Annotated in this window: 19 protein-coding genes, 1 tRNA gene and 1 pseudogene; 20 read left to right on the top strand and 1 reads right to left on the bottom strand. The window is 43.2% G+C overall.

Annotated elements, in window-relative coordinates:
• Positions 1-67 precede the first annotated feature (67 nt).
• The 5 genes and pseudogenes from FTT99_RS01445 to FTT99_RS16415 all read left to right on the top strand — a co-directional run.
• Positions 68-143 (top strand) — tRNA-Arg (locus FTT99_RS01445).
• A gap of 454 nt (positions 144-597) precedes the next feature.
• A complete protein-coding gene (atzF, locus tag FTT99_RS01440) occupies positions 598-2,412 on the top strand; it encodes an allophanate hydrolase (RefSeq protein ID WP_180129421.1) in 1,815 nt (604 codons plus the stop codon).
• Between the two features lie 19 nt (positions 2,413-2,431).
• Positions 2,432-6,031, top strand: coding sequence for an urea carboxylase (gene uca / locus FTT99_RS01435; protein WP_180129352.1), 3,600 nt, complete (start codon positions 2,432-2,434; stop codon positions 6,029-6,031).
• Positions 6,032-6,033: 2 nt separating this feature from the next.
• On the top strand, positions 6,034-6,720 hold the full coding sequence (locus tag FTT99_RS01430) for a GntR family transcriptional regulator (protein ID WP_180076839.1): 687 nt from the start codon (positions 6,034-6,036) through the stop codon (positions 6,718-6,720).
• Positions 6,721-6,879: 159 nt separating this feature from the next.
• Positions 6,880-7,290: pseudogene (locus FTT99_RS16415) on the top strand (guanosine-3',5'-bis(diphosphate) 3'-pyrophosphohydrolase); the annotation flags it as partial.
• A 521-nt stretch (positions 7,291-7,811) separates the two neighbouring features.
• Here the strand turns inward: FTT99_RS16415 and FTT99_RS01420 are convergent.
• Positions 7,812-8,630: an IclR family transcriptional regulator gene (locus FTT99_RS01420; RefSeq protein WP_180076840.1), complete on the bottom strand. Its 819-nt coding sequence runs from the start codon at positions 8,628-8,630 to the stop codon at positions 7,812-7,814.
• A gap of 261 nt (positions 8,631-8,891) precedes the next feature.
• On the opposite strand from FTT99_RS01420, the gene FTT99_RS01415 reads away from it, so the two are divergent.
• The 15 genes from FTT99_RS01415 to FTT99_RS01345 all read left to right on the top strand — a co-directional run bounded on the left by FTT99_RS01415 (position 8,892) and on the right by FTT99_RS01345 (position 23,966).
• Complete coding sequence (locus FTT99_RS01415; RefSeq protein ID WP_078190446.1) at positions 8,892-9,197, top strand: non-heme iron oxygenase ferredoxin subunit; 306 nt, start codon at positions 8,892-8,894, stop codon at positions 9,195-9,197.
• 28 nt (positions 9,198-9,225) lie between these two features.
• On the top strand, positions 9,226-9,525 hold the full coding sequence (locus FTT99_RS01410; protein ID WP_180076841.1) for a recombinase-like helix-turn-helix domain-containing protein: 300 nt from the start codon (positions 9,226-9,228) through the stop codon (positions 9,523-9,525).
• Positions 9,526-9,540: 15 nt separating this feature from the next.
• Positions 9,541-10,605 (top strand): aromatic ring-hydroxylating dioxygenase subunit alpha, encoded by a 1,065-nt coding sequence (locus tag FTT99_RS01405; protein ID WP_180076842.1) that lies wholly within the window; start codon positions 9,541-9,543, stop codon positions 10,603-10,605.
• Complete coding sequence (locus FTT99_RS01400) at positions 10,598-11,362, top strand: SDR family oxidoreductase (protein ID WP_180076843.1); 765 nt, start codon at positions 10,598-10,600, stop codon at positions 11,360-11,362. The genes FTT99_RS01405 and FTT99_RS01400 overlap by 8 nt, the downstream gene beginning before the upstream one ends.
• A 10-nt stretch (positions 11,363-11,372) precedes the next feature.
• Positions 11,373-12,302, top strand: coding sequence for a VOC family protein (locus tag FTT99_RS01395; protein WP_180076844.1), 930 nt, complete (start codon positions 11,373-11,375; stop codon positions 12,300-12,302).
• Positions 12,303-12,327: 25 nt separating this feature from the next.
• Positions 12,328-13,536, top strand: a complete 1,209-nt coding sequence (locus FTT99_RS01390) for an NAD(P)/FAD-dependent oxidoreductase (RefSeq protein WP_180129354.1) — start codon at positions 12,328-12,330, stop codon at positions 13,534-13,536.
• A 41-nt stretch (positions 13,537-13,577) separates the two neighbouring features.
• Positions 13,578-14,801 carry an MFS transporter gene (locus FTT99_RS01385; protein WP_180076846.1) on the top strand — a complete coding sequence of 408 codons (1,224 nt, stop codon included), beginning with the start codon at positions 13,578-13,580 and terminating at the stop codon, positions 14,799-14,801.
• A 166-nt stretch (positions 14,802-14,967) separates the two neighbouring features.
• Positions 14,968-15,489, top strand: coding sequence for a cupin domain-containing protein (locus tag FTT99_RS01380; protein ID WP_180076847.1), 522 nt, complete (start codon positions 14,968-14,970; stop codon positions 15,487-15,489).
• 17 nt (positions 15,490-15,506) lie between these two features.
• Positions 15,507-16,355 (top strand): alpha/beta fold hydrolase, encoded by an 849-nt coding sequence (locus tag FTT99_RS01375; RefSeq protein ID WP_180083991.1) that lies wholly within the window; start codon positions 15,507-15,509, stop codon positions 16,353-16,355.
• A gap of 9 nt (positions 16,356-16,364) precedes the next feature.
• Positions 16,365-17,159, top strand: a complete 795-nt coding sequence (locus FTT99_RS01370; protein WP_180076849.1) for an SDR family oxidoreductase — start codon at positions 16,365-16,367, stop codon at positions 17,157-17,159.
• 9 nt (positions 17,160-17,168) lie between these two features.
• Entirely contained in the window at positions 17,169-17,960 is a 792-nt protein-coding gene (locus FTT99_RS01365; protein WP_180076850.1) for an aspartate dehydrogenase, read from the top strand.
• Between the two features lie 19 nt (positions 17,961-17,979).
• Positions 17,980-19,446, top strand: a complete 1,467-nt coding sequence (locus FTT99_RS01360) for an aldehyde dehydrogenase (protein WP_180076851.1) — start codon at positions 17,980-17,982, stop codon at positions 19,444-19,446.
• A gap of 50 nt (positions 19,447-19,496) precedes the next feature.
• Complete coding sequence (locus FTT99_RS01355) at positions 19,497-21,137, top strand: thiamine pyrophosphate-binding protein (RefSeq protein ID WP_180129356.1); 1,641 nt, start codon at positions 19,497-19,499, stop codon at positions 21,135-21,137.
• Positions 21,138-21,255: 118 nt separating this feature from the next.
• Complete coding sequence (locus FTT99_RS01350) at positions 21,256-22,683, top strand: aspartate ammonia-lyase (RefSeq protein ID WP_180120851.1); 1,428 nt, start codon at positions 21,256-21,258, stop codon at positions 22,681-22,683.
• A 113-nt stretch (positions 22,684-22,796) separates the two neighbouring features.
• Complete coding sequence (locus FTT99_RS01345) at positions 22,797-23,966, top strand: hypothetical protein (protein WP_180129422.1); 1,170 nt, start codon at positions 22,797-22,799, stop codon at positions 23,964-23,966.
• The last annotated feature ends 39 nt before the right edge of the window (positions 23,967-24,005 follow it).

Genomic DNA, 24,005 nt, shown 5'->3' with positions numbered 1-24,005 from the left:
GCCTAACATCTATATAGTTGCTTTACCTTACAGTTTTTTTTGTTATGATGTGCGCAATCCAAAATAAGCGCTCATAGCTCAACTGGATAGAGTACAGGTCTCCGAAGCCTGTGGCGTGGGTTCGAGTCCCGCTGAGCGCACCATTTTTTAGTTTTGATTGTTTAACTAAATTTTGCAAATCAACTGCTTTTTTTATATCTCTATTTCTATTCATCCCAATCAATTTCAAAAAACAATATTGATGTATCTTTTTCCAAACACATAAATTTCAAAATATTTCTCAATCTTTATATTGAAAGTTAAAAGTGATACAAAACTTTAAATTGAAAGCTTATAAATAGTGGCAATAGTAATTTCACTGTATTTAGATCTGCATCTAAATGAAAAGAATCTATTGAAAACACGATTATAAAAGTCATGCACCAAAATAGTGGAGCTTGGAAACTTAATAGAACACTTATCGTTTTATATTGCCTAAATAAAATAGGGAAATGATTGGTGTTTTTATAATAAGATATTGAAAAATAATAAAAAATTAATTTTGGCATGATGTGTGCAATACAGTATTCAAACTTGGATACAAGAATGAGCACATCAATGAACCCAATAAAAACTTTAGGTTGGACTTTAGCAGAATGGAAAGCGGGCTACGCGAATAACACAATTCAATTGGAAGACTTATATGCCTTGGTTGAGCAATTTGACCATGCAGATCCAGCATGGATTTCAATTGCCTCTATAGAACAATTAACTGCACAGATTGACGCTTTAAAACAAATCGAAAATGCTGGGGCCTTACCTTTATTTGGTGTGCCTATTGCAGTGAAAGACAATATTGATGTGGTGGGCTTTGCGTCAACGGCTGCGTTTAAATTATTTACGGACATAAAAACTGAAGATGCTTATGTGGTGCAACGCTTAAAACAAGCGGGTGCGATTATTGTAGGCAAAACCAATTTAGATCAATTCGCTACTGGTTTAGTGGGTACACGTTCGCCATTTGGTGCAGTACCAAATACTTTTAATCCTGACTATGTAAGCGGTGGTTCAAGCTCAGGTTCAGGCAGTGTGGTGGCGCGCGGTTTAGTCCCGATTGCGCTCGGTACAGATACAGCAGGCTCAGGGCGTATACCCGCAGCATTTAATAATATTGTTGGCTTAAAGCCGACCAAAGGTCGCTTTTCAAATACTGGCTTACTGCCTGCGTGTAAAAGCTTAGATTGCATTTCAATTTTTGCTTTAACTGTCGTTGATGCAACTGCAGTGGCAGAAGTTATGGAAGGTTTTGATGTAACCGACAGTTATTCACGTGTGAATCCTGCTACAGCGCCTGCAAAGTTCAGCGCACAATTAAATTTAGCCATTCCAAAACAATTAGATTTTTTTGGCGATGCTCAATCTGCTGTTGCATTTCAGCAAGCATTAATTGAATTAAAAAACTTAGGTGCAGAACTGACTGAAATTGATTTCAGTGCTTTTGGTCAATTGGCGAGCCAACTTTACCAAGGGTCATGGGTTGCAGAGCGTACTGCTGCAGTTGCAGACTTATTAGAAACATCGGTACACGACTTTGATCCAACAGTTTTAGAAATTATTCAAAAAGGCCAGCAGTACACTGCGGTTGATGCTTATAATGCCGAATATTTAAAGCAAGAATTGGCTCGAGACATTCAGCAAACCTTAGCGCAATTTGATGCCTTAGTGGTGCCAAGCTCGCCAACCATTCACACACTTGCAGAAATGGCTGAAGCGCCAATTGAAAATAATAGCCACTTTGGCACCTATACCAACTTTACCAATTTAGCAGACCTCAGTGCCATCGCTGTACCTGCAGGCTTTCGTGCCGACGGGCTGCCTTTTGGAATCACATTCATTGCACCGGCTTGGCACGATACGGCTTTAGCAGATTTTGCCGAAAAATGGCAAAAGCATTTGAAATTACCACTCGGTGCAGTAGCTAAAACATTTCCTGAAGCAAATTCAGTCATGTCTGCACCATCCGCACAACATTTTCGAGTTGCAGTCGTAGGCGCACATCTCACAGGCATGCCACTCAATTTCCAACTGACAACACGCCAAGCCGTGCATGTTGAAACCACAACCACTTCTGCCGATTACGCCCTTTATGCACTGTCGGGCACTGTACCGCCGAAACCAGGTTTAGCACGTCAGGAATCGGGTCAAAAAATTATTGTCGAGCTTTGGGATATTCCAAAAGCACGCTTTGGTGAATTTGTCGCCGAAATTCCAACACCACTGGGTATGGGCAATATCGAGCTTGCCGATGGACGTTGGGTGAAAGGCTTTATTTGTGAACCTTATGGCTTAAACGGTGCAAAAAATATCAGTGAATTTGGCGGCTGGCGCGCCTATATCCAATCACTGCAAGCAACAACAGCAAAATCAAATTAAAAAATTCGGGGAAATAATCATGTTTAAAACAGTTTTAATTGCAAACCGTGGTGAAATTGCTGTTCGTGCGATTCGTACATTAAAGAAACTCGGTGTTCAGTCGGTTGCCGTATATTCAGAGACAGACCGTTATGCACAGCATGTCTTAGATGCAGATGTGGCGGTTTCACTTGAGGGCATCAAACCTGCAGAGACTTATTTAAGTATTGAAAAATTGATTCAAGCAGCCAAACAAACTGGCGCTGAAGCAATATTTCCCGGTTATGGTTTTTTGTCAGAGAGTGCTGACTTTGCCCGTACATGTGAAGAAAATAACATTGCCTTTATGGGGCCAACGGCTGAACAAATTTTAGAGTTTGGTTTGAAGCATCGTGCACGTGAATTGGCTGCGGCAGCCAATGTACCCATGACACCGGGCACAGGTTTATTGGCAAGTTTGGATGAAGCACTCGCATCTGCTGCAGAGATTGGCTATCCCATCATGCTGAAAAGTACCGCAGGCGGTGGCGGGATTGGTTTAACCCGCTGTGATGATGAGCAATCATTAAAAGACGCGTATGAAAGTGTAAAGCGTCTAGGCGAGCAGTTCTTTAAAGATGCGGGCGTGTTCCTCGAACGTTTTGTCGATAAAGCCCGTCATGTCGAAGTACAAATTTTTGGTGATGGTTTGGGGCAAGTCGTTGCCTTTGGTGAGCGTGACTGTTCATTGCAGCGCCGTAACCAAAAAGTTGTTGAGGAAACACCGGCACCGCATTTACCAGAAGCAACCCGTCAAAAATTGCACCGTGCTGCTGTAGAGCTCGGTCAATTGGTGAAATACCGTAGCGCAGGCACGGTTGAGTTTATCTATGATGCTGCCCGTGATGAAGTGTATTTCCTTGAAGTGAATACCCGTTTGCAGGTTGAACATCCAGTCACTGAAATGGTGACGGGTTTAGATCTGATTGAATGCATGCTGAAAGTGGCGGCAGGTGATGCTTTGGACTGGGAAAAACTTAGCAATATTCAGCCCAATGGCGCTGCCATTGAAGTGCGCATTTATGCGGAAGACCCAGTGAAAAACTTCCAGCCAAGTCCTGGTGTACTCACGGATGTATATTTCCCAGAAGACATTCGTGTGGATACTTGGGTGTCTACAGGCACTGAAATTTCACAATATTTTGACCCGATGATTGCCAAAATTATTGTGCATGCTGCAGATCGAGACAGTGCGATTGCTAAGTTAAAAATAGCCTTGGCGGAAACCCGTTTGAATGGCATCAGCACCAACTTAGACTATGCACATACCGTAGTTTCAGATGCACGCTTTGAAAATATGCAAATCTGGACACGTCTGCTGGATGATTTTAAATATGTGCCAAATGTGATTGAGGTGCTGCAACCGGGCACGCAAAGTACGATTCAAGACTATCCGGGGCGTGTGGGCTATTGGGATATTGGTGTACCGCCATCAGGCCCGATGGATGATTATGCATTTCAGTTGGCCAATCAAATTGTCGGTAATCCAAAATCGGCAGCAGGCTTTGAGTTTACCTTACAAGGGCCGAGTCTAAAATTTCATGCAGACAACATTGTAGCCCTTGCAGGTGCGCCATGTAGCGCGACTCTAGATGGTGTGAATGTCGATTTTTGGCAACCGATCAGCATCAAAGCAGGGCAAACATTAGTACTTGGACAAGTTGAGTCGGGTTGCCGTACTTATCTTGCGATCCGTAACGGGCTAAATGTACCTGAATATCTAGGCAGCCGCTCAACCTTTGCATTGGGTAATTTTGGCGGTCATGCAGGGCGAGTGCTGCGTGCAGGTGACATGATTAAAATGGTCAATCCAAGCTTGCCTTTAGATGGATTGGAAATTGCAACAGCAGCACCGCAAGCTTTAGCTGCAGACCGTATTCCAAGCTATGGCAAAGAATGGAAAATTGGTGTGCTCTATGGCCCGCATGGCGCACCAGATTTCTTTAAACCTGAATATATTGAAGAATTTTTTGCTTCAACATGGAATGTACACTTTAACTCAAACCGTTTAGGCATTCGCTTAACAGGCCCAACCCCAAGCTGGGCACGTGAAAATGGTGGTGAAGCAGGTTTGCATCCATCCAATGTGCATGACTGTGAATATGCTATTGGGGCGATTAACTTCACCGGTGATTTCCCTGTGATTTTGGCTAAAGATGGCCCAAGCCTCGGTGGCTTTGTTTGCCCAGTGACGATTGCCAAAGCTGAACTTTGGAAAATTGGTCAACTTAAGGCAGATGACAGTATTAGTTTCTATCCGATGAGTGTTGAACAAGCCAATGCATTGGAAGTTCAGCAAATTGCCGATATCCAAAACTTTGCTCAAGCACCTGAAAAGTCAGCGTTGGTCAATTTTGAATGCAAGCCTGAAGGGATATTGGCTGTGCGTGAAGCGGATGCACATGCGCCAAAAGCGGTCTATCGTCAGGCAGGTGACAGTTATATCTTGTTGGAATATGGCGAAAATGTCCTCGATCTTGCATTGCGCTTACGTGTTTATAGACTGATGCAGCTCATTCGTGAAGCGAATATTGATGGAATCTTAGAGCTTTCACCAGGTGTACGTTCACTGCAAATTAAATATGATGGATTGCGTTTCAGCCAAGCGAATTTAATCCAGTTCTTATTAGGACTCGAAAATGAGATGGGAGATTTGAGCCAAATCAAGATTCCATCCCGTATTATTCACTTGCCGATGGCATTTGAGGACTCGGCCACTTTAGGTGCTGTGGAACGTTATCAAGAAAGTGTCTGTGCCAAAGCGCCTTGGTTGCCAAATAACGTCGATTTCATTCAGCGCATTAATGGCTTAGACAGTCGTGAGCAAGTCAAAGACATTCTTTTTGATGCAAATTACTTAATTTTAGGTTTGGGCGATGTGTATTTAACTGCACCTTGTGCAGTGCCAATTGATCCGCGTCATCGTTTGCTCAGCTCGAAATATAACCCTGCACGTACTTTTACTGCAGAAGGCACAGTGGGTATTGGCGGTATGTACATGTGTATCTATGGCATGGACTCACCGGGCGGTTATCAGTTGATTGGCCGTACACTGCCTATTTGGAATAAGTTTAAAAAGAACAAACAGTTTGGCGATCAGCAATGGTTCTTACGCTTCTTTGATCAAATTAAATATTATGAAGTAACCGAAGCTGAACTGGATCAATTCCGTGCCGACTTTGCCAATGGTGTGGCGGAAATCAAAATTGAAGAAACTGAATTTGATTTTGCAGCCTATCAAGCCTTTTTGGAAACAGAGAAGGACAGTATTGCCGAATTTAAAGCACAGCAGCAGCAGGCATTTACAACTGAAGTTGAACGCTGGAAAGATGAGTTTGATGCACCTGCGGAAATGGAAATCCTGCAAGATGATACCGACTATAGCCAGTATGCAGCTTTAAATGCATCGATGACCGGCAACATTTGGAAAATTTTTGTCGAAGCTGGACAGTCTGTGAAGAAAGGTGAGACTGTAGCCATTATTGAAGCGATGAAAATGGAGCTTCCAGTCTATGCCGATGATGATGGTATCGTGAAAGCGATTATTTGCCGTGCAGGACAAACGGTACATAGCGGTGAACCGCTAGTTTATATGGAATAAACATGAGCTCAGCTATTGTTGGGAAAAGCTCAGACAACTTGTCTGAGCTGGTTTTCCAAAAAATAAAAAACGATATCTTTGATTTTCAGCTCAAACCTGGTGCACGTTTTACCGAATCTGAAATTGCAGAATTGTATGAAGTCAGCCGTACACCCGTACGGCAGGCTTTATACCGTTTACAGCAAGATGGTTATGTAAGGGTGCATTTTCGCAGCGGTTGGGAAGTGAAGCCACTCAATTTTAAAGCCTACGAAGAACTGTACGATTTACGGATTTTGCTGGAATGCTATGCCATTGAGCAGCTCTGTAAAATGGAATCAGAGCAGCTCAAACAGGCTTTACAGGACTTAGTAAATGTGTGGTGTATTCCGCCTGAGCAGTTTTTGCATGATTTAAAAACTTTATCGATGCAAGATGAAGCATTTCACTGCCAATTGCTTGAAGCAATCGGTAATAGTGAAATGGCAAAGGTGCATCGAGACGTCAGTGAAAAAATCCGTATTATTCGCCGTTTAGATTTTTCTAAAGATTATCGAATTGAAGCCACTTATGCAGAGCATCAACAGATTTTACAATTGATCCTTGGGCATAATGTGACAGCGGCATTAGAGAAAATGCGCAGCCATATTCAGCAAAGTAAAGAAGAGGTGAAAAAAATTACTTTGGAAATGTTGGCGCGAATGGCATAGAACTATTTGCAAAAGATCTAGCTCACGATAATTCACGGTAGATATGTATTTTACGAGTCAATCTGTGTCGTTAGGGGCGTACTTAGAGCTATAAATAGATGTATTCATTGGTTAATATGATGGAGAAAAATAAAAAAGACCACGAAGGGGAGATTCTTTATTTCAACTTTAGAAAACGCGATTTCATTGGCGACTGAACGCCATTTCGAACAAGTCGATAAAGCGGGTCAAGCTTATATTCAGCATCCACTTCGTGTGATGCAAAATGTGCAACATCCCGATGCTAAAATCGTCGCTGTATTACATGACATTTTAGAAGATACTGCGACAACGACGGATGAGCTTCGTGCTATGGGTTTTCAAGCCCATATTATCGACGCGATACTAGCACTGACTAAAACAGCCGGTGAGAACCGATTTCAAGCTGCGCAGCGTACTGCTAAAAATGCAATTGCGTGTGAAGTAAAACTCAGTGATTTACACGACAATATGGATTTGTCTCGCTTAACTTTGGTCACAGCAAAAGATCGACGTCGTTATCAACAATATTTAAAAGTTAAAAGTAGATTAGAGCGTGCTCGGAGCGTCCATTTACATTTGATCGATTTAAATCTAACAACAGATTATCCGAGATTTCAATTTCAAAGTTCAAAGCAAAATTTTCAATATCTGCTTAATGCGATGTTTGATCTAGAGCATTCATTAGGTGGCGTTCAGATTGGAAGTCCACATGAGTGGTGGATTTTATTTGAAGATGTCAGTGCATATTTTGCATATTGCCAAAGAAAGGGTGCCGTTCCCAAGCAGGCAACATTCTTAGATTTAATTTTAACCACAGATCGGGACTATTTCGGGGGCATCTTTCAAGCTGAACAAGATCGGCAATTATTTGCTTCTATGTTTGGCGTCTTTATGCAAAATCATTTTTATCGCGTGGAAACTTAAGACAGAAACTGTAGACTGTATCGGCAATACAACAATATAAAGTCACCATTGATTGATGAATTTTATCTAAATGTTGAGCTACTGAGCGTCATTTAAAAACATCTCAAAATGCTTGATTTCGAGATGTTTAAAGTGATTCCATCTATTTAGACGTAAATGAATTTTGAAATTTTATCGGCACATTCTATGACGGTATTGGCAACTTCTCCACGGAATTGAGCTTCTGTATAGGTGCTCAAAGGGCAACTGACCGACAAAATAGCGCTCATTTTCCCACTTGCCTGACTATATATAGGCGCAGCACAAGCGGCCATATCTGTATTGAAATGTCCCCAGCTCACCATAAATGGCTGATTGCGTACTTCACGTAGTCGTTCTAATAAAGCCTCAATATTACGCGGTGTACGTTCCGAAAATATTTTCCAATCTTGAATATTTTCATAACGCTTGATGACTTCAGCTTCCGAAAGTTGCGACAAAATCAATTGACCAATCACCGTTGCATGTGCAGGCCAGCGTGTGCCGATATGCACGGTACTGGTAAATGGACCATTGGACTGAACATTGCTGACGAAAACAATATCTGTGCCTTCTAAAACCGATAAATGCACCGCAATTTTAATTCGGTCACGCAGTTCGCGCATGATCGGCGCAGCCAAATCGGTCAGTGATGATTTAGATAAGCTGTTAAAGCCCAGTTCCATCACATTGCTGTTGAGCGCATAGGTTTTTTGCGACATTTTTCGCAGGTAGCCGCAGTGCTCTAAGGTGTGAATTAAACGAAAAGCGCTGGAACGGTTTACATCTATTTTTTCCGCGATTTCAGAAATGGTCATTTCCTGATGATGTTGATCGAATAATTTTAAAATGGCCAAGCCACGAATTAAGCCTGGGACTAAATAGCGCTCGTCATTGGAAGATTCAGTTTCTTTCTCTAAAGAGGCATCGTTATTAATTGAATTCATTTGCCAAGCTCATCTTTGATCAAGTTTATATAAAAATAAATAACCTATTGGGGCTATTTTAGCGGCCTAAAAATGAGATCGCAATGTTTATATATAAAACATTTATTTGTAAATAAAACATTGCAAAATGTGTTTTTTAACTATCTTGATGAAATATATAAATTTATAAAAATTGACAATTAAATTGCTCACGCATTATCCTATTATCAATGTTTCAAATATTAAATATTGTTTTGCATATAAAACATGGAAGATGAGCATATGAACTGGATATCTGTTTGCAAAGTGAATGAAGTCGCTGATGAAGAGCCAAAAGCGGTTGAAGTCGAAGACAAAAAGATCGGTGTCTTTCTTATCGAAGAAAATTATTTCGCGGTTGAAAATGTATGCCCGCATGCATTTGCGTTACTGACAGAAGGCTTCATTGAAGGACTGACAGTTGAATGCCCGCTGCATGAAGCGATTTTCAACTTGGAAACAGGGGCTTTGGAAAGTGGCCCTGGTTGCAGAGATTTATGTACTTACCCAGTACGCGTTGAAAACGGTGAAGTTCAAATTCAACTCTAAGGCTGAAGGAAGAAAAGGAAATATTCACATGAAAGCATTTAACGAAAAGCTAGCTAAATGGATTAACGCAACGCCTTCGAATGACGCAGGCATTAACAATATTCAAATTCCGGGTCAGGTTGAACATTTGGTTTGGCAAAACCGCAGCCGCGCGCCGAGCCAATATGAATTGGATTTTGTGCAGCATTTAATTCAAGCCTTCAATAACGATGTGACAGAACTGGATGCATTAACCGATGCACTGAATCAGCAAGGGTTTAGAACAGTAGCAGGAGAGGTTTGGACCACTGAGAGCTTCTCGAAAGAAATGCAGCGTCTAGGCTATTAAGAAAAGGATTTCATCATGACTGCAGAAATTAATTTAGAACAATATTTGGATCTTGGCCTGCGTGATCAATGGTATCCAGTCTTAGCAAGTTGGGAAGTGGGCTCAAATCCAGTTGGGATTACTCGTTTAGGCGAAAATATTGTGGTCTGGCGAGATGAACAAGGCGCGGTGCATGCACTAGAAGATCGCTGTCCACACCGCGGCGCACGTTTATCACTAGGCTGGAATTTGGGTAATCGGGTTGCTTGCTGGTATCACGGTGTAGAAGTGCGTCATGACGGCGTGGTGGAAGATGTGCCAGCAGTCCATGATTGCCCGCTCAAAGGCAGCGACTGCGTAAAATCATATCAAGTCAAAGAAATGAATGATGCAATCTTTATTTGGTTTGGTCTTGATGCTGCAGAAGCGCCTGCGGAACTTAATTTGCCCGATCAGCTATCAAGTGATGAGTGGAGCTCATTCTTATGTATGGCGGATTGGAAAGTGAATCATCAATATGCCATTGATAACGTGATGGACCCGATGCACGGCACATACCTTCATTGCACATCGCACTCGATGGCGGAAGGTGAACGTACAGCAGAAATGAAGCACCGCGCAACCCAAGATGGTTTTGTCTTTGAAAAAGAAGGCCAAACTGGTGTGAACTTTGACTGGGTTGAATATGGTCAAACGGGTGCAGCATGGTTGCGTTTATCGATTCCTTACCGTAAGTCTTTTGGTCCGGGTGGTGAGTTTTGGATTGTCGGTTTTGCAACTCCAATTGATGCCGACAACACGCGCGTATTTTTCTGGCGCTGCCGTAAAGTCTCTGGCTGGCAGCGTAATGTATGGCGCTTCTTGTACCGTAACCATCTTGAGCAATTGCACTGGGATGTACTGGAACAAGACCGCATTATCTTAGAAAACATGGCGCCCAATGCACGTCAACACGAATTCCTTTATCAGCACGATGTAGGCTTATCTCGCTTACGCCGCCTGATGAAAAAAGAGGCGGAAAAGCAAATCAAAAAAATCTTAGCGCTGCGTGAAGTGAAAGATGAAAATCGCATTGAAATGAAGGAAGCGTCAAATGGCTAATGTGCAGATTTTAGCCGGCAAGCGCATCTTGGTTACCGGAGCTGCGCGCGGCCTAGGACTTGATTTCGCCCAAGCGGCTGCTGAAGCAGGCGCTGCGGTGGTGATGGCTGATATCTTGGCCGATCAAGTGCATGATGAAGCGCAAAGCTTGGCGAAAAATGGCTTAAAAGTCTCATCTGTCATGATTGATTTGAGCGATAAAAATTCGATTCAAAATGCCGTACAAATTGCCGTAGGTGTTTTAGGTGGATTGGATGGCTTGATCAACTGTGCTGCTTTGGCGACAGGGGTGGGCGGTGTCGACATGATGAGCTATGACGAAGCGCTTTGGGACCGTGTGATGACGGTCAATGTTAAAGGCACTTGGTTGGTTTCTCAAGCTTGCGTACCACATTTAAAAGCGTCAGGGCAGGGCAAAATTATCAATATTGCTTCCGATACAGCGCTGTGGGGCGCACCAAAGCTGATGGCTTATGTTGCAAGTAAAGGCGCCATTATTTCGATGACCCGTTCAATGGCAAGTGAGTTAGGCGCAGATAATATCTGTGTGAATACCATCAGCCCAGGTTTAACACTAGTCGAAGCCACAGAATATGTCCCGCAATCACGCCATGATTTGTATGTGAATGGAAGAGCAATACAGCGTCAACAACTTCCGCAGGATGTGAACGGCACAGCGATTTATCTGCTTTCAGATTTATCATCTTTTGTGACCGGACAGAATATTCCTGTGAATGGCGGTTTCGTATTTAATTAAGGAGCAAGACATGATTACAGGAATTGAAGTCCTTAAATTTGGTGTCGAAAACCGCCAAGAGGCAAAGACATTTTTAGCTGATTTTGGCTTAAAGTCGGTGGCAACAGATATTGATGGTACAGATTTATATCAAACGCAAAATGGCAGCAAACTGTATCTTTTTGATACTTCTGATGCACGTTTACCGCCAGCCATTGAAGCCGGTTCAACACTACGTGAAGTAACATGGGGTGTTGAAAATGATCAAGATTTTGACAGTTTAAAAGCAAATTTAGCCAATGAGCCGGGTTTTGCAAGTTCAGCATCGCATGTGCAGTGCCGCGATCCTAACGGCATGACCATTGTGTTTGAAAAAAGCATAACGCATGCATTGCCAGAAGCAAAAACAGAAGGCATTAACCAATTTGGCAATATACAGCGTGTGAATGCAGCTAGTCCTGTGTATGAAAAAGCAGAACCGGTAGCCATTGGTCATGTGGTGTTTTTCACACCAGATTTGGAAACGACACAAGCATTTTATATTGAGAAAGTTGGCTTCCATTTATCCGATGCTTACCGTAAGCGCGGTGCATTCTTACGCTGCCGCGGCGAAGGTTTCCATCATGATTTGTTCTTATTGTCCGTGCCGAATAAACCAGCGGGCTTGAACCATGTCGCATTTGTGGTCCGTGATATTCATGAAGTCATTGGCGGCGGTTTAAGTATGAATCGTCAAGACTGGTCAACCTTTATTGGTCCGGGTCGCCACCCGATTTCATCTGCATATTTTTGGTATGTGAATTCTCCATTGGGTGGTGCGTTTGAGTACTACACCAATGATGATTACCTAACTGAAGCATGGCAGCCGCGTGTAGAAGAGCACAGCTTGGAATTATTTACCGAATGGGCAATTGAAGGTGGTTTGGACCATGAAACCCGCCGTCAAGTAAAGCCTGCCTAAGGTAAATGGTGATAAGGAGATCAGCATGAACAGAATAGTGATTGTCGGTGCAGGCCAAGCTGCAGGATGGGCAGTACATACTTTACGTGGTCAAGGCTTTGACGGTGAAATTCACGTAGTTTCAAATGAAGAGCAGGTGTTCTATGAACGTCCACCATTGTCAAAGCAAGTGCTGTCACAAGAAGCAGAAGTAGAAAGCTTGAATCTGTTTTCTCAGGAGCAGGTGAATGATTTTTCAGTGACTTGGCATAAGCCAGATCATGCGGTCAAACTGGATAAAGCGGATAAAACCGTTCATTTGGAAAGCGGCAAAGTTTTGCCTTATGACAAATTACTAATTGCGACAGGAAGCCGAGCGCGTATTCCTGTTTCAGCTTGGTCGAGCATGCAGAATGTATACACCCTGCGTGATATTCAAGACTGCCAAAAGCTGACAGAAAAATTTAAAGCTGCTGAACATATTGCCGTGATTGGCGGTGGTTGGATTGGTCTAGAAATTGCTGCGACTGCGCGTAAGCAGGGCAAGCAGGTCGAAATTTTTGAATACGGTTCACGCCTTTGCGCACGCAGTGTCAGCCCAGAAGTCTCTGATTTTCTCAAGCACTTGCATGAAAGCAATGGTACAGCGATTCATTTAAATGCGACCAAATTGCATTTGATTGAAACTGCAGATCATCATGTTGAAGTATTTGATGCAGACATTAAATTAAAACAGTTTGATTGTGTGGTGGTCGGCGCAGGTGCAGAAATTGCAAAAGAATTGGCTACTTTAGCTGAACTCGAAGTTAAAGACGGCATTGTGGTAAATGAATATGGACAAACCTCAGATGTAGATATCTATGCTGCAGGTGATGTGGCTATTCATCCATCACTCGGTTACTGCATTCAGTCTTGGGCGAATGCGCAAAATCAGGCTATTTCTGCAGCAAAATCAATGTTGGGTGAGATGACAGCCTATCAGGATATACCTTGGTTATGGTCAGATCAGTATCAATGCAACATTCAGATTTTAGGGACTTATCAGCCTGAAAAAACTCATCAGGTGGTGATTCGTAAAACTACAGAAACGCAAATCAGTTTTTTCTATTTAGATGCAAATCAACAGCTGCTGAATATGATCGCAGTGAATGATTCAAAATTAATCAAACTGGCAAAACGATGGATGGCCAGCCAGCGCGAATTGGATCCAGCTCAATTGCAAGATCCACACTTTAATTTAATGAAATTGAAATAAGCGTTTAAAAAATATTAGCCCATGAATGAAAGGATTTACCCATGGATAATGATGCAAAAACAGGATTAAAGCATTGGACCCCAGCGATCATTTTAATGATCTGCGTGGTACTGGCTTTCTTTGACAAAATCAGTATTGCAGTCTTGTTTTCAGATGCAACCTTCCAAAATGCGATGGGCATTGCACAGGACAAGGCAAAACTAGGCTGGCTGATGACGAGCTTTTTGCTGGCTTACGGTTTTTCGTCAATGTTCCTGAGCTTTTTAGGCGATATTTTCTGTCCTAAAAAAATGCTGTTTTGGAGTGTGACCTCTTGGGGCCTATTGATGTTTTTGATGGGTTTCACCACAGATTATTCTACGATGATGACGCTGCGCGTTCTGCTCGGTTTAGCAGAAGGCCCATTGTTTGCTTTGGCTTATACCATTGTGAAACAAACCTATACCGACCGTCAGCAAGCGCGTGCTTCGACAATGTTCCTCCTCGGAACTCCCATTGGCGCATTCCTAGGCTTTCCGATTACTGCATTTGTTTTGGCGCACTATGACTGGCACACCACGTTCTTTGTTATGGGGGCATTGACCTTCATTGTATTGATACTGATTGTGTATGGCCTACGTAACCTACAGTTGAAACGCACAGTGGATTTGGAAGGTGTTGGTAAACGCGTAAATTTCCGTACCCATGTGGCGCATACCAAGACTTTGCTAAGCAACGGTTCATTCTGGTTACTGTGCATCTTTAACATTGCATTGATGACTTACCTCTGGGGTTTAAACAGCTGGGTGCCTTCGTACTTAATTCAAGACAAAGGCTTTAACTTAAAAGAATTCGGTGCCTACTCAAGTCTTCCATTCATTGCGATGTTAGTGGGTGAAGTCGCTGGTGCATTCCTTTCGGACAAAATGGGCAAACGTGCGATTCAAGTGAGCGGTGGCTTACTGATTGCAGGGATATTCATGTATGCCATGGTGATTGCAACTGATCCTGTGATGGTGATTCTAGCGATGTCTCTAAGTGCTATGGCATGGGGCTTCGGTGTAGCAGCAGTATTTGCACTGTTAGCACGTATTACTACAGCAGATGTAGGCGCAACAGCAGGCGGTATTTTCAATGGTCTTGGTAACTTTGCCAGTGCAGCGGCACCGGTATTAATTGGTGCGATCGTAATGCAAACCGGTAGTTTCAATATTGGCATTACCTTCTTGGCAGCAGTCGCCGTGATCGGTTCCTTCTTCCTCGCGCCATTGCTGAAACGTTATTAAGGCTTGAGCCAAAGTTAAAGCCAAGAAATCAGCCCTTACTTTTATTTAACCGATATACATGACCGTCATGACGCTTAAAGCAACTGGTGCTGACGGTAAGAACAATTTAGATCAGATCCAGCTCCACTTTTATGAAATCGCAGTGAGCTGAAATAAGGAGAGAATCATGTCTGTACAGCAATTTGAATCTTGGAAACAGCCTGAAGGTCAAACATTAGAAGAATGGATTGGCGGACGCATCGCTCGCTTTGAAACGCGTCAATACGATTATGATGCACTCAAATTCCAAGCAGATTACGACCCAAAATACCGCCGTGCGCAAATGCGTTATATGGGGACAGGTGCAACAGGTGTAGCAAATGATGGAAATACGGTGCCTGCAGAAAACTTTACCTTTTCAACTATGGTCTTGCCACCGCAGTGCGAAGGTCCGTTGCATATTCATCACGATGTAGAAGAAGTGTTCTTTATGCTGCGTGGTGAAATTGATCTTTTTATCGAACATGAAGGCGAGAAGTTTTCAACCCGCTTAAAAGAACGTGACTTGATTTCAATTCCACCGGGGATTTACCGCGGCTTATTTAACCCAGGAAGTGAAGATGCCCTAATGTGCGTAATGCTAGGTACTGGCAAGCCGACGATTCCGAACTATCCGCCTGAACACCCTCTGTCTCAAATCAAGCGTTAATTTTAGGAAGAAAAGAGATGACTTTAGTTGAGCAATTGGCACAGTTTGAATTAAAAACCGTTCAGTTTGACGGTGTACAGCAATCTTACCGTGAGGCAGGCGCAGGCAAAGTTCTGGTCTTGCTGCATGGCATCAGTTCGGGTTCAGGTTCATGGGTCAAGCAGTTGCAAGATTTGAGTCATCATTTTCATGTGATTGCATGGGATGCACCGGGTTATGGCCAGTCAGATCCTTTAGCTGCAGAACAGCCGAATGCAGAAGATTATGCACAGCGTTTAAAAGGCATGTTGACTGCATTAGGCCTGAACTTAGGATCAGCTCCGGATCAAAACAAAATGATTTTGGTCGGTCATTCTTTAGGTGCAATGCAGGCAGCAGCCTTTAATGCACGCTATCCAGACATGGTAGATGCAGTGGTCCTTGCCAATGCAGCGCAGGGTTATAAAGGTAGTGATGCACAAAAGCAGCAGGATGTCTTTGAAAAGCGTCCAAAAATGCTGCAGACCTTAGGCGCATCAGGCATGGCGCAATCACGTGGGCCGCATTTGGTTGCTAATGCTTCAGCAGAGGCATTAGCGCTGATTGAAACAGTGATGCAAAACATTCAATTAGAAGGCTTTACTGATGCATCGTATCTTTTGGCCTATGACGCGATTCAAAGTTATTTAAACCCAGAACAGTACAATATTCATGTGATTAAAGGCATGGCGGATGGCATAACGCCTCCACAGGATATTCAAGCATTGGCGGATCAGTTTCAGTTGAATCCATGCTACGAAATTGCCGCTGCAGGCCACTTGAGTTATTTGGATCAAGCAGCGCAATTTAACCAAATTTTATTGTCGCTACATGACGCACGGATGTGAGATAGGAAAATGAGCTTCCAATTAGAAGGCAAAAAAGCAGTAGTCACCGGTGGCTCGTCTGGTATTGGCTTGGCAACGGTTGAGCTTTTGGTAGCCGAAGGCGCACAAGTTGCTTGGTGTGGTCGTGACGAACAGCGTTTGAATGAGTCAAAAGCACAGGTTTTATCACGGTACCCAAATGCCAAAGTCTTTACCTCAACTTGCAACGTTTTAGATAAAGTTGATGTGAAAAAATTTGCAGATCAAGTTCAAAAAGAATTTGGTGGCGTGGATATTTTAATTAATAACGCAGGCCAAGGTCGTGTTTCAAACTTCGAAAATACTGCGGATGAAGATTGGCTGAAAGAAGTTGAATTGAAATATTTCAGTGTGCTGCATCCTATCCGCGCATTTTTGCCGGCATTGCAGCAGTCAGAGTGTGCATCGATTACCAATGTCAATTCATTACTAGCGTTGCAGCCTGAACCGCACATGATAGCGACCTCATCTGCACGTGCAGCATTGTTGAATTTAACCCATTCATTGGCGCATGAATTTTCTCAATACGGTATTCGTGTCAACTCAATCCTATTGGGCATGGTGGAATCTGCACAGTGGAAACGCCGTTTTGCAGCCCGTTCTGATCAAAATCAAACGTGGGAAGAATGGATTGGCAATATCGCTAAAAAACGAGGTATTCCAATGGAGAGATTAGGCAAACCTGAAGAGCCCGCGCGCGCTTTGGTTTTCTTGGCATCGCCAATGGCGTCATATACCACAGGTTCCGCAATCGATGTTTCTGGCGGCTTTAACAAGCATTTATAAGGTGGGCATATGAAACAGCTGATGATGATTGGTTTTGGCGCAATGGCCAATGAGGTTCGCAGCCATTTGCCCAAAGACCTTAAATTGAAATGGGTGGTGGTACCAGAGCGCAGTATTGCCAGTGTACAGGACGCGCTTGCCGCAGATGTGCAGGTCATTTCCGATATCGACGATTGTGATGGCACGCCCGACTATGTGATTGAAGTGGCAGGCCAAGCTGCGGTGAAAGAACATGCCACGAAAGTTTTAGCAAAAGGCTGGAACATTGGCCTGATCTCTGTGGGCACTTTGGCTGACAGCGCTTTCTTTGAAGAGTTGCAAAATACCGCTGAACATTCGGGTGCACACATTCACTTACTGGCAGGTGCGATTGCAGGAATTGACGGCATTTCAGCGGCCAAAGAAGGTGGATTGGAAAAGGTCACTTATAAAGGCTGCAAAAGTCCAAACAGTTGGCGTGGCAGTTATGCAGAAAAGCTCATTGATTTAGATCAAGTGACTGAAGCCACCGTTTTTTATACCGGTACTGCGCGTGAAGCGGCATTGCATTTTCCAGCCAATGCCAACGTGGCTGCCACCATTGCATTGGCGGGTATCGGCATGGATGAAACCATGGTTGAGCTAACGGTCGATCCACATATTAACCAAAACAAACATACCATTATTGCCCAAGGGCGGTTTGGTCAAATGAGTATTGAAATGATTGGTGTGCCTTTGGAGAGCAATCCCAAAACATCAACATTGGCAGCATTGAGCGTGATCCGTGCATGCCGCAACAGCGTAGATGCGATTCAGATTTAAAAGGAATTTGGTGAGTGCCATGGTTAAAGAAATTTATATTGCAGGTGAATGGCGTTTAGGCCGCGGCAACGTAATTCAAAGTGTTTTTCCAGCAGACAATTCAGTCAATGCGGAAATTTCTACCGCAACGTTGGACGATGTTGAAGAAGCGATTACAAAGGCTGATCAAGCTTGGCGTAAGCCAGCGTGGCGCAATTCTTTGCCGCATGAGCGCGCAAAAATTTTGTACCGTGTCGCCGATATTATTGAAGCCCGCGCAGATGAATTATCTAAATTGCAAACTCGTGACAACGGGAAGCCTTTAGCCGAAACACGTGCTTTGGTGATGAGTGCAGCAGCAACGGCGCGCTTTAATGCCGCAGCTTGCGAAACATTTAATGAAGAATTGACCACGCAGCGTGCATCTGACTTTTTGACCATGAGCGTGCATGAGCCTGTGGGTGTAGTGGCAGCGATTACCCCTTGGAATTCGCCAATTGCCAGTGAAGTGCAAAAATTGGCACCCGCTATTGCAGCAGGTAACGCGGTGATTTTAAAACCAGCTGAAGCGACATCATTAATTGCTTTGGAGTTGGCAAAAATCTTTGAAGAAGCAGGCTTACCAAAAGGCATTTTGAGTGTGTTGGTTGGACGCGGCTCAGTGATTGGTGATGCTATTGCCCAACATCCTTTAGTACGCAAAATTTCTTTTACGGGCGGTACATCTACTGGCCGTCACTTGGCGCATATTGCTGCTGAAAAGCTGATTACCACGTCTTTAGAGTTAGGCGGAAAATCGCCAACAATTGTACTGCCAGATGCAGATATTGAAATTGCAGCCAAAGGTATTGCTTATGGTATTTTCAGTTCAGCAGGTCAGGCGTGTATTGCGGGTTCGCGTTTGTTTATTCACGCTTCCATTTATGACGAATTTTTAAAGCGATTAGTGGAAATCACTGAAGGTTTACGCGTGGGCCATCCTGAACAGCCAAATGTACATATGGGTTCACTCATTAACCAAAAGCATTTGGAATCTGTGCATCGGTATGTGGAATTAGCCAAAGCTGAAGGCGGTACGGTTGTTACGGGTGGTGAAGCGATCACTGAAGGTGAATTTGCCAAAGGCAGTTTCTACAAACCGACGATCATCACGGGTTTGAGCAACAGCGCGCAAACCTGCCAAGAAGAAATTTTTGGCCCTGTGTTGGTCGTTATGCCATACGACAATGAAAAAGATTTATTCGAGCAAGCCAACGATAGCTGTTTTGGTTTAGCGGCAGGGATTTGGACAGAAAGCTACCGTAAAGCATGGAAAATTGCCCGTTTGCTGGAAGTCGGTACGGTGTGGATTAACACCTATAAAAAATTCTCCATCAGCGCACCTTTTGGTGGTTTTAAAGACAGTGGAATTGGCCGTGAAAAAGGCCGTCTCGGTATCCTGTCTTATATGCAGCAAAAAAGTATTTATCTAGGTTTAAACGAGCAAGCCAATCCATGGTCGGACTAGCAGACTCAAAAAATTAGTAATCAAAAATTCAAGAATTTAAGGAAAGAACAATGACTGAACGTGTAAATGTAGGCGAAGCAATCGTTCGAGTTTTAGAACAGCATAATGTAGACAGCATGTATGGCGTGATTTCTATTCACAACTTGCCTATTGCAGATGCCGTAGGCCGCCGTGAAAAAATGCGCTTTGTCGCAGCGCGTGGTGAAGCAGGTTCTGTCACTATGGCAGACGCACATGCACGCTTTAAAGGTTTAGGTGTAGCTTTGACCAGTACTGGTGCTGGTGCAGGTAATGCTGTGGGTTCACTGATTGAAGCAATGAATGCAGGCAGTCCAGTGTTGCATTTAACCGGTCAAGTGGAACGTGAATATTTAGATCGCGATGCAAGCTTTATTCATGAAACTAAAGATCAACTGACTTTCTTAAAAGCATCAAGCAAAGCGGCTTTTCGTATTACCAGCCCAGACAATGCTGTTGGTGTTATTCGTGAAGCGATTCGCGTTGCGACGACTGTGCCTATGGGGCCAGTCAGTGTAGAAATTCCAATTGATGTGCAAGCGGCTGAAATTGATTTGCCAGCCAATCTTGGCCCAGTAAAAGCCATGCAACTGCCGCAAGCGGAAAATGCTGAAATTAACATGATTGCAGATGCATTGAAAAAGGCGAAGCGTCCACTAATTTGGATTGGCGGCGGTACTTTAAATGCAGTAGAAGAAGTGAAAGCGCTGGCTGACTTGGGTATTCCAGTCGTGTCTTCTACTCATGCACGCGGTGTATTGGCAGATGATCATCCACGCAGTTTACGTGCATTCCATAACTCTGTAGCCGTTGAAAAGCTGATGAAAGAGGCGGACTTATTGATTGTTGCAGGTTCACGTTTGCGCAGTAATGAAACCAAGACTTACTCAGTTGAATTCCCTGAAAACATCATCCAAATTGATGCCAACCCAGTTGCACAGCAACGTAACTACAAGATTTCACAATTTGTATGTGCAGATACCAAAGATACTTTTGCACGTGTCATTAGCGCATTGAATGGTCTAAGCAAAATTGATGCTGCATATGATGCAGATGTTAAGGCTGCGCGTGAACATGCGGTAGATGCACTGCGTACGCAAATGGATCAATACGCATTGATTTGCGACCACTTGCGCGCTGCATTACCAGAAGACGGTATTTTTGTACGTGACATCACCATGTCAGGCAGCACATGGGGCAGCCGTTTGTTCCCTGTACAAAGCCCTAATAAAAACATCCATTCACTTGCAGGTGCGATTGGTCTGGGCCTTGCACACGCGATTGGTTCATCGATTGCCAACCCAGACAAAAAAGTGGTGGGCTTAGTGGGTGATGGCGGATTGATGCTCGGTATTGGTGAAATTGCCACTATGGCACAAGAAAACACCGACATGGTGTTAATGATTATGAACGATGGTGGTTATGGCGTGATGCGCGGCATTCAAAATAACTACTTTGGCGGTCGTCAGTACTTCAATGAATTGCACACTCCAGACTACCGTTTATTGGGTGAGTCGATGGGTGTGAAGAGCTGGAAAGTAGGTAGTGCAGACGAGTTCAAAACTGCGATTCAAGAAGCTATTGATCTGAATGGCCCAGCAGTGATTGAACTGGATATGAACGCCATTGGTCCATTGAAATTTGCAGGTCCACCGCAGAAAAAACTTTACTAATTAAGATAAAGCGTTTTAAGCCATAACGAAGCATAGAGGGTGCAATTTTCCAAAAAGGGAGGATTGCACAAAGTTTGAATCAGAATGAACCCAATTCAGGCCATATAGGTGCGAGCAAATGCAAACAAGGATAGAGCATGATTTATTAGGAGCGAAAGAAGTTCCTGTAGATGCGTATTATGGTATTCATACCCTCAGAGCCATCGAAAATTTTCAAATCTCCAATGTGAAAATTGGACAGTTACCGCACTTTATTCGTGCCTTAGGTTTTGTTAAAAAAGCGGCAGCTCAAACCAACTTTAATTTTCGGCGTATTACCGCACAGCAACTTGCTGCCATCGAATACGGTGCAGATCAATTGATTGAACATCCTGAAAAATGGGCGGAATCCTTTCCCATTGATGTTTATCAGGGAGGAGCAGGTACCTCGGTCAACATGAACTGTAACGAGGTGATTGCCAATATTGGTTTGGAGTTCTTGGGACTGAACAAAGGCAATTATCGTGAGTTACATCCCAACGATCATGTAAATAAATCACAATCGACCAATGATGTTTATCCGACAGCGTTACGAATCAGTTTGTATCAACGCTTGGATGATTTATTACAAGGACTGACAGGCTTAGTAAGTACTATTCGACTCAAAGCAGACGAATATAAATTTGCCTTAAAAATGGGCCGTACCCAATTGCAAGATGCGGTGCCGATGACAGTTGGGCAAGAGTTCAGTGCCTTTGCCACATTATTAAATGAAGATCTACGTTTGATTGATCAGATGCGTCAGTTGCTCTTGGAAATTAATCTGGGCGCAACAGCGATTGGTACAGGTGTGAATTCCCCAGTCGGATACGCCCATCGTATTACCGAAAACCTCAGCAAATTGACTGGTTTATCGTTTAAAGGCGCGGAAGATTATATCGAAGCGACCAGTGATTGCGGCGTATTTATTATTATTTCAAGTACCTTGAAACGCTTGGCTTGTAAGCTATCAAAAATTTGTAATGACTTACGTTTATTGAGTTCAGGGCCACGTACAGGTTTGGCTGAAATCCGACTGCCAGAACTGCAGGCAGGTTCATCGATCATGCCAGCCAAAGTCAATCCAGTTATTCCTGAAGTCGTGAACCAAATCGCCTTTAAGGTCATGGGCAATGATTTAACCATCACCATGGCAGCAGAGGCAGGGCAACTTCAGTTAAATGTCATGGAGCCGGTTATTGCATTGTCACTCAACGAGTCGATTCAATTATTGGTGGAAGGCATTCATACCTTGGATGAAAAATGTTTTGCAGGCATTCAGGTGAATGAACAACAAGCCTATGACATGGTGATGCGTAGTGTGGGCATCGTGACCTTACTTGATCCGATATTAGGACATGAGCGCTGTGATGCGATTGGTAAGCAATGTATTGCAGAAAATAAAACCATTCAAGAGGTTGTACTGTCACAAGGATTGATGACAGAGCAAGAATTACAGCAAGTTTTCTCTTTTGAAAATTTAATTACCGAAGTGAAGGTCAGTGAAAATTTGCAAGACATTGCATAATTTTTTTAGCCAAAATTCAAATCAAACAAAGTTTTATATATAAAACTTTAAGGTATAAGGAAATCACCATGAATAATAATATTTTTCTCAATCCTAAGGTTGTATTGGCTGCGATGCTCTTGCTTTGTAATAGCTTCGCAACAACACAAGCTAAAGATGATCCGCTAGAGTGGAAAAGTGAAGACGGGGCGCATAGTTTTAAAGTTGGGGGTGTAGTTCGTTTCAATCATCGTTATGAACAATGGGATGCCAGTGATAAACGTGGTTTTGGAAAATTAGATTTCGATATTTTCCGTTTAGATTTAAAAGGTAAGTCGGATGATGCTTATTTAAATGCTAGTTATTTGATTCAAGATCAGGAAATGACGTCCATTGAAAAGGCATATGTCGGTTACAACCTGAATAAAAACAACAGTATTGAAGCTGGTTTTGTGTATAAACCATTTGCACTCTATCCCTATCCACAAAATGGCTGGACCTATCATATTCCGTTCTTTCTCGGTTATGGCAATAACGCTGCGCCGGGCTTAAACTGGAATTACAATAATCCAGAGTGGGATATCAAAGTCGGTTACTACCCGCGCATGCTAGAAACCAATCTACGTTATTCACCGGAGTCGGCAACTTATGACGATCTTTCTGAAAATCACTTGCCATTTCAAGCCGCTTATCAAAATGAAAAACAGAATCAGTTGAATACTCGTATTGTGCGTAAATTTGGCAATAATCAAGTGGGTAAACATGAAATTGGACTTTCAGGTGCGGCTGCGCAATTACACAATAAAACCACGCAAAAAAATGGCAGCTACTATGCAGCTGGTTTGCATAGCAACAGTAATTATCAGCGCTGGAATGTACAGTCCTCCGTGATTCATTATCAATATGATGCTGAAAACCCAGAAGGTGTAAATGATGATATGACCTTAATGGGGGCGAATGGCTTAACACCTGCGTATTTCATTGCCTCTGAAGGGACGGTTTCAAGTTTAAATATTGCCTATACCTTACCTGTGCAAAATATGGGGAAATTAAAAGCCATTCGTTTTTACAATGACTACAGTTATTTAGACAAAGAACGCAGTGACTGGTCAGCTTCGCAAATGAATACCACAGGTGCAATGTTTATCGCTACACCATTTATGGTGTGGGCAGATTATACTTGGGGCAAAAATGCCAATATTATTGGTGGGGCAACCAATGGCACAGGCTTTACTTCAGCAACATCTGAAAATAGCGATAAATGGCTGTATCGCGTCAATTTAAATATTGGCTTTAACTTCTGATCGATATCCAACAAGCTAAAACCTCTGTTAAAGCAAAAT

The organism is Acinetobacter sp. YH12040, assembly GCF_013420005.1.
Taxonomy (GTDB): Bacteria; Pseudomonadota; Gammaproteobacteria; order Pseudomonadales; family Moraxellaceae; genus Acinetobacter; species Acinetobacter amyesii.
The sequence above is the reverse complement of the archived record's forward strand: the minus strand, read 5'-3'. Positions and strand labels throughout refer to the sequence as shown.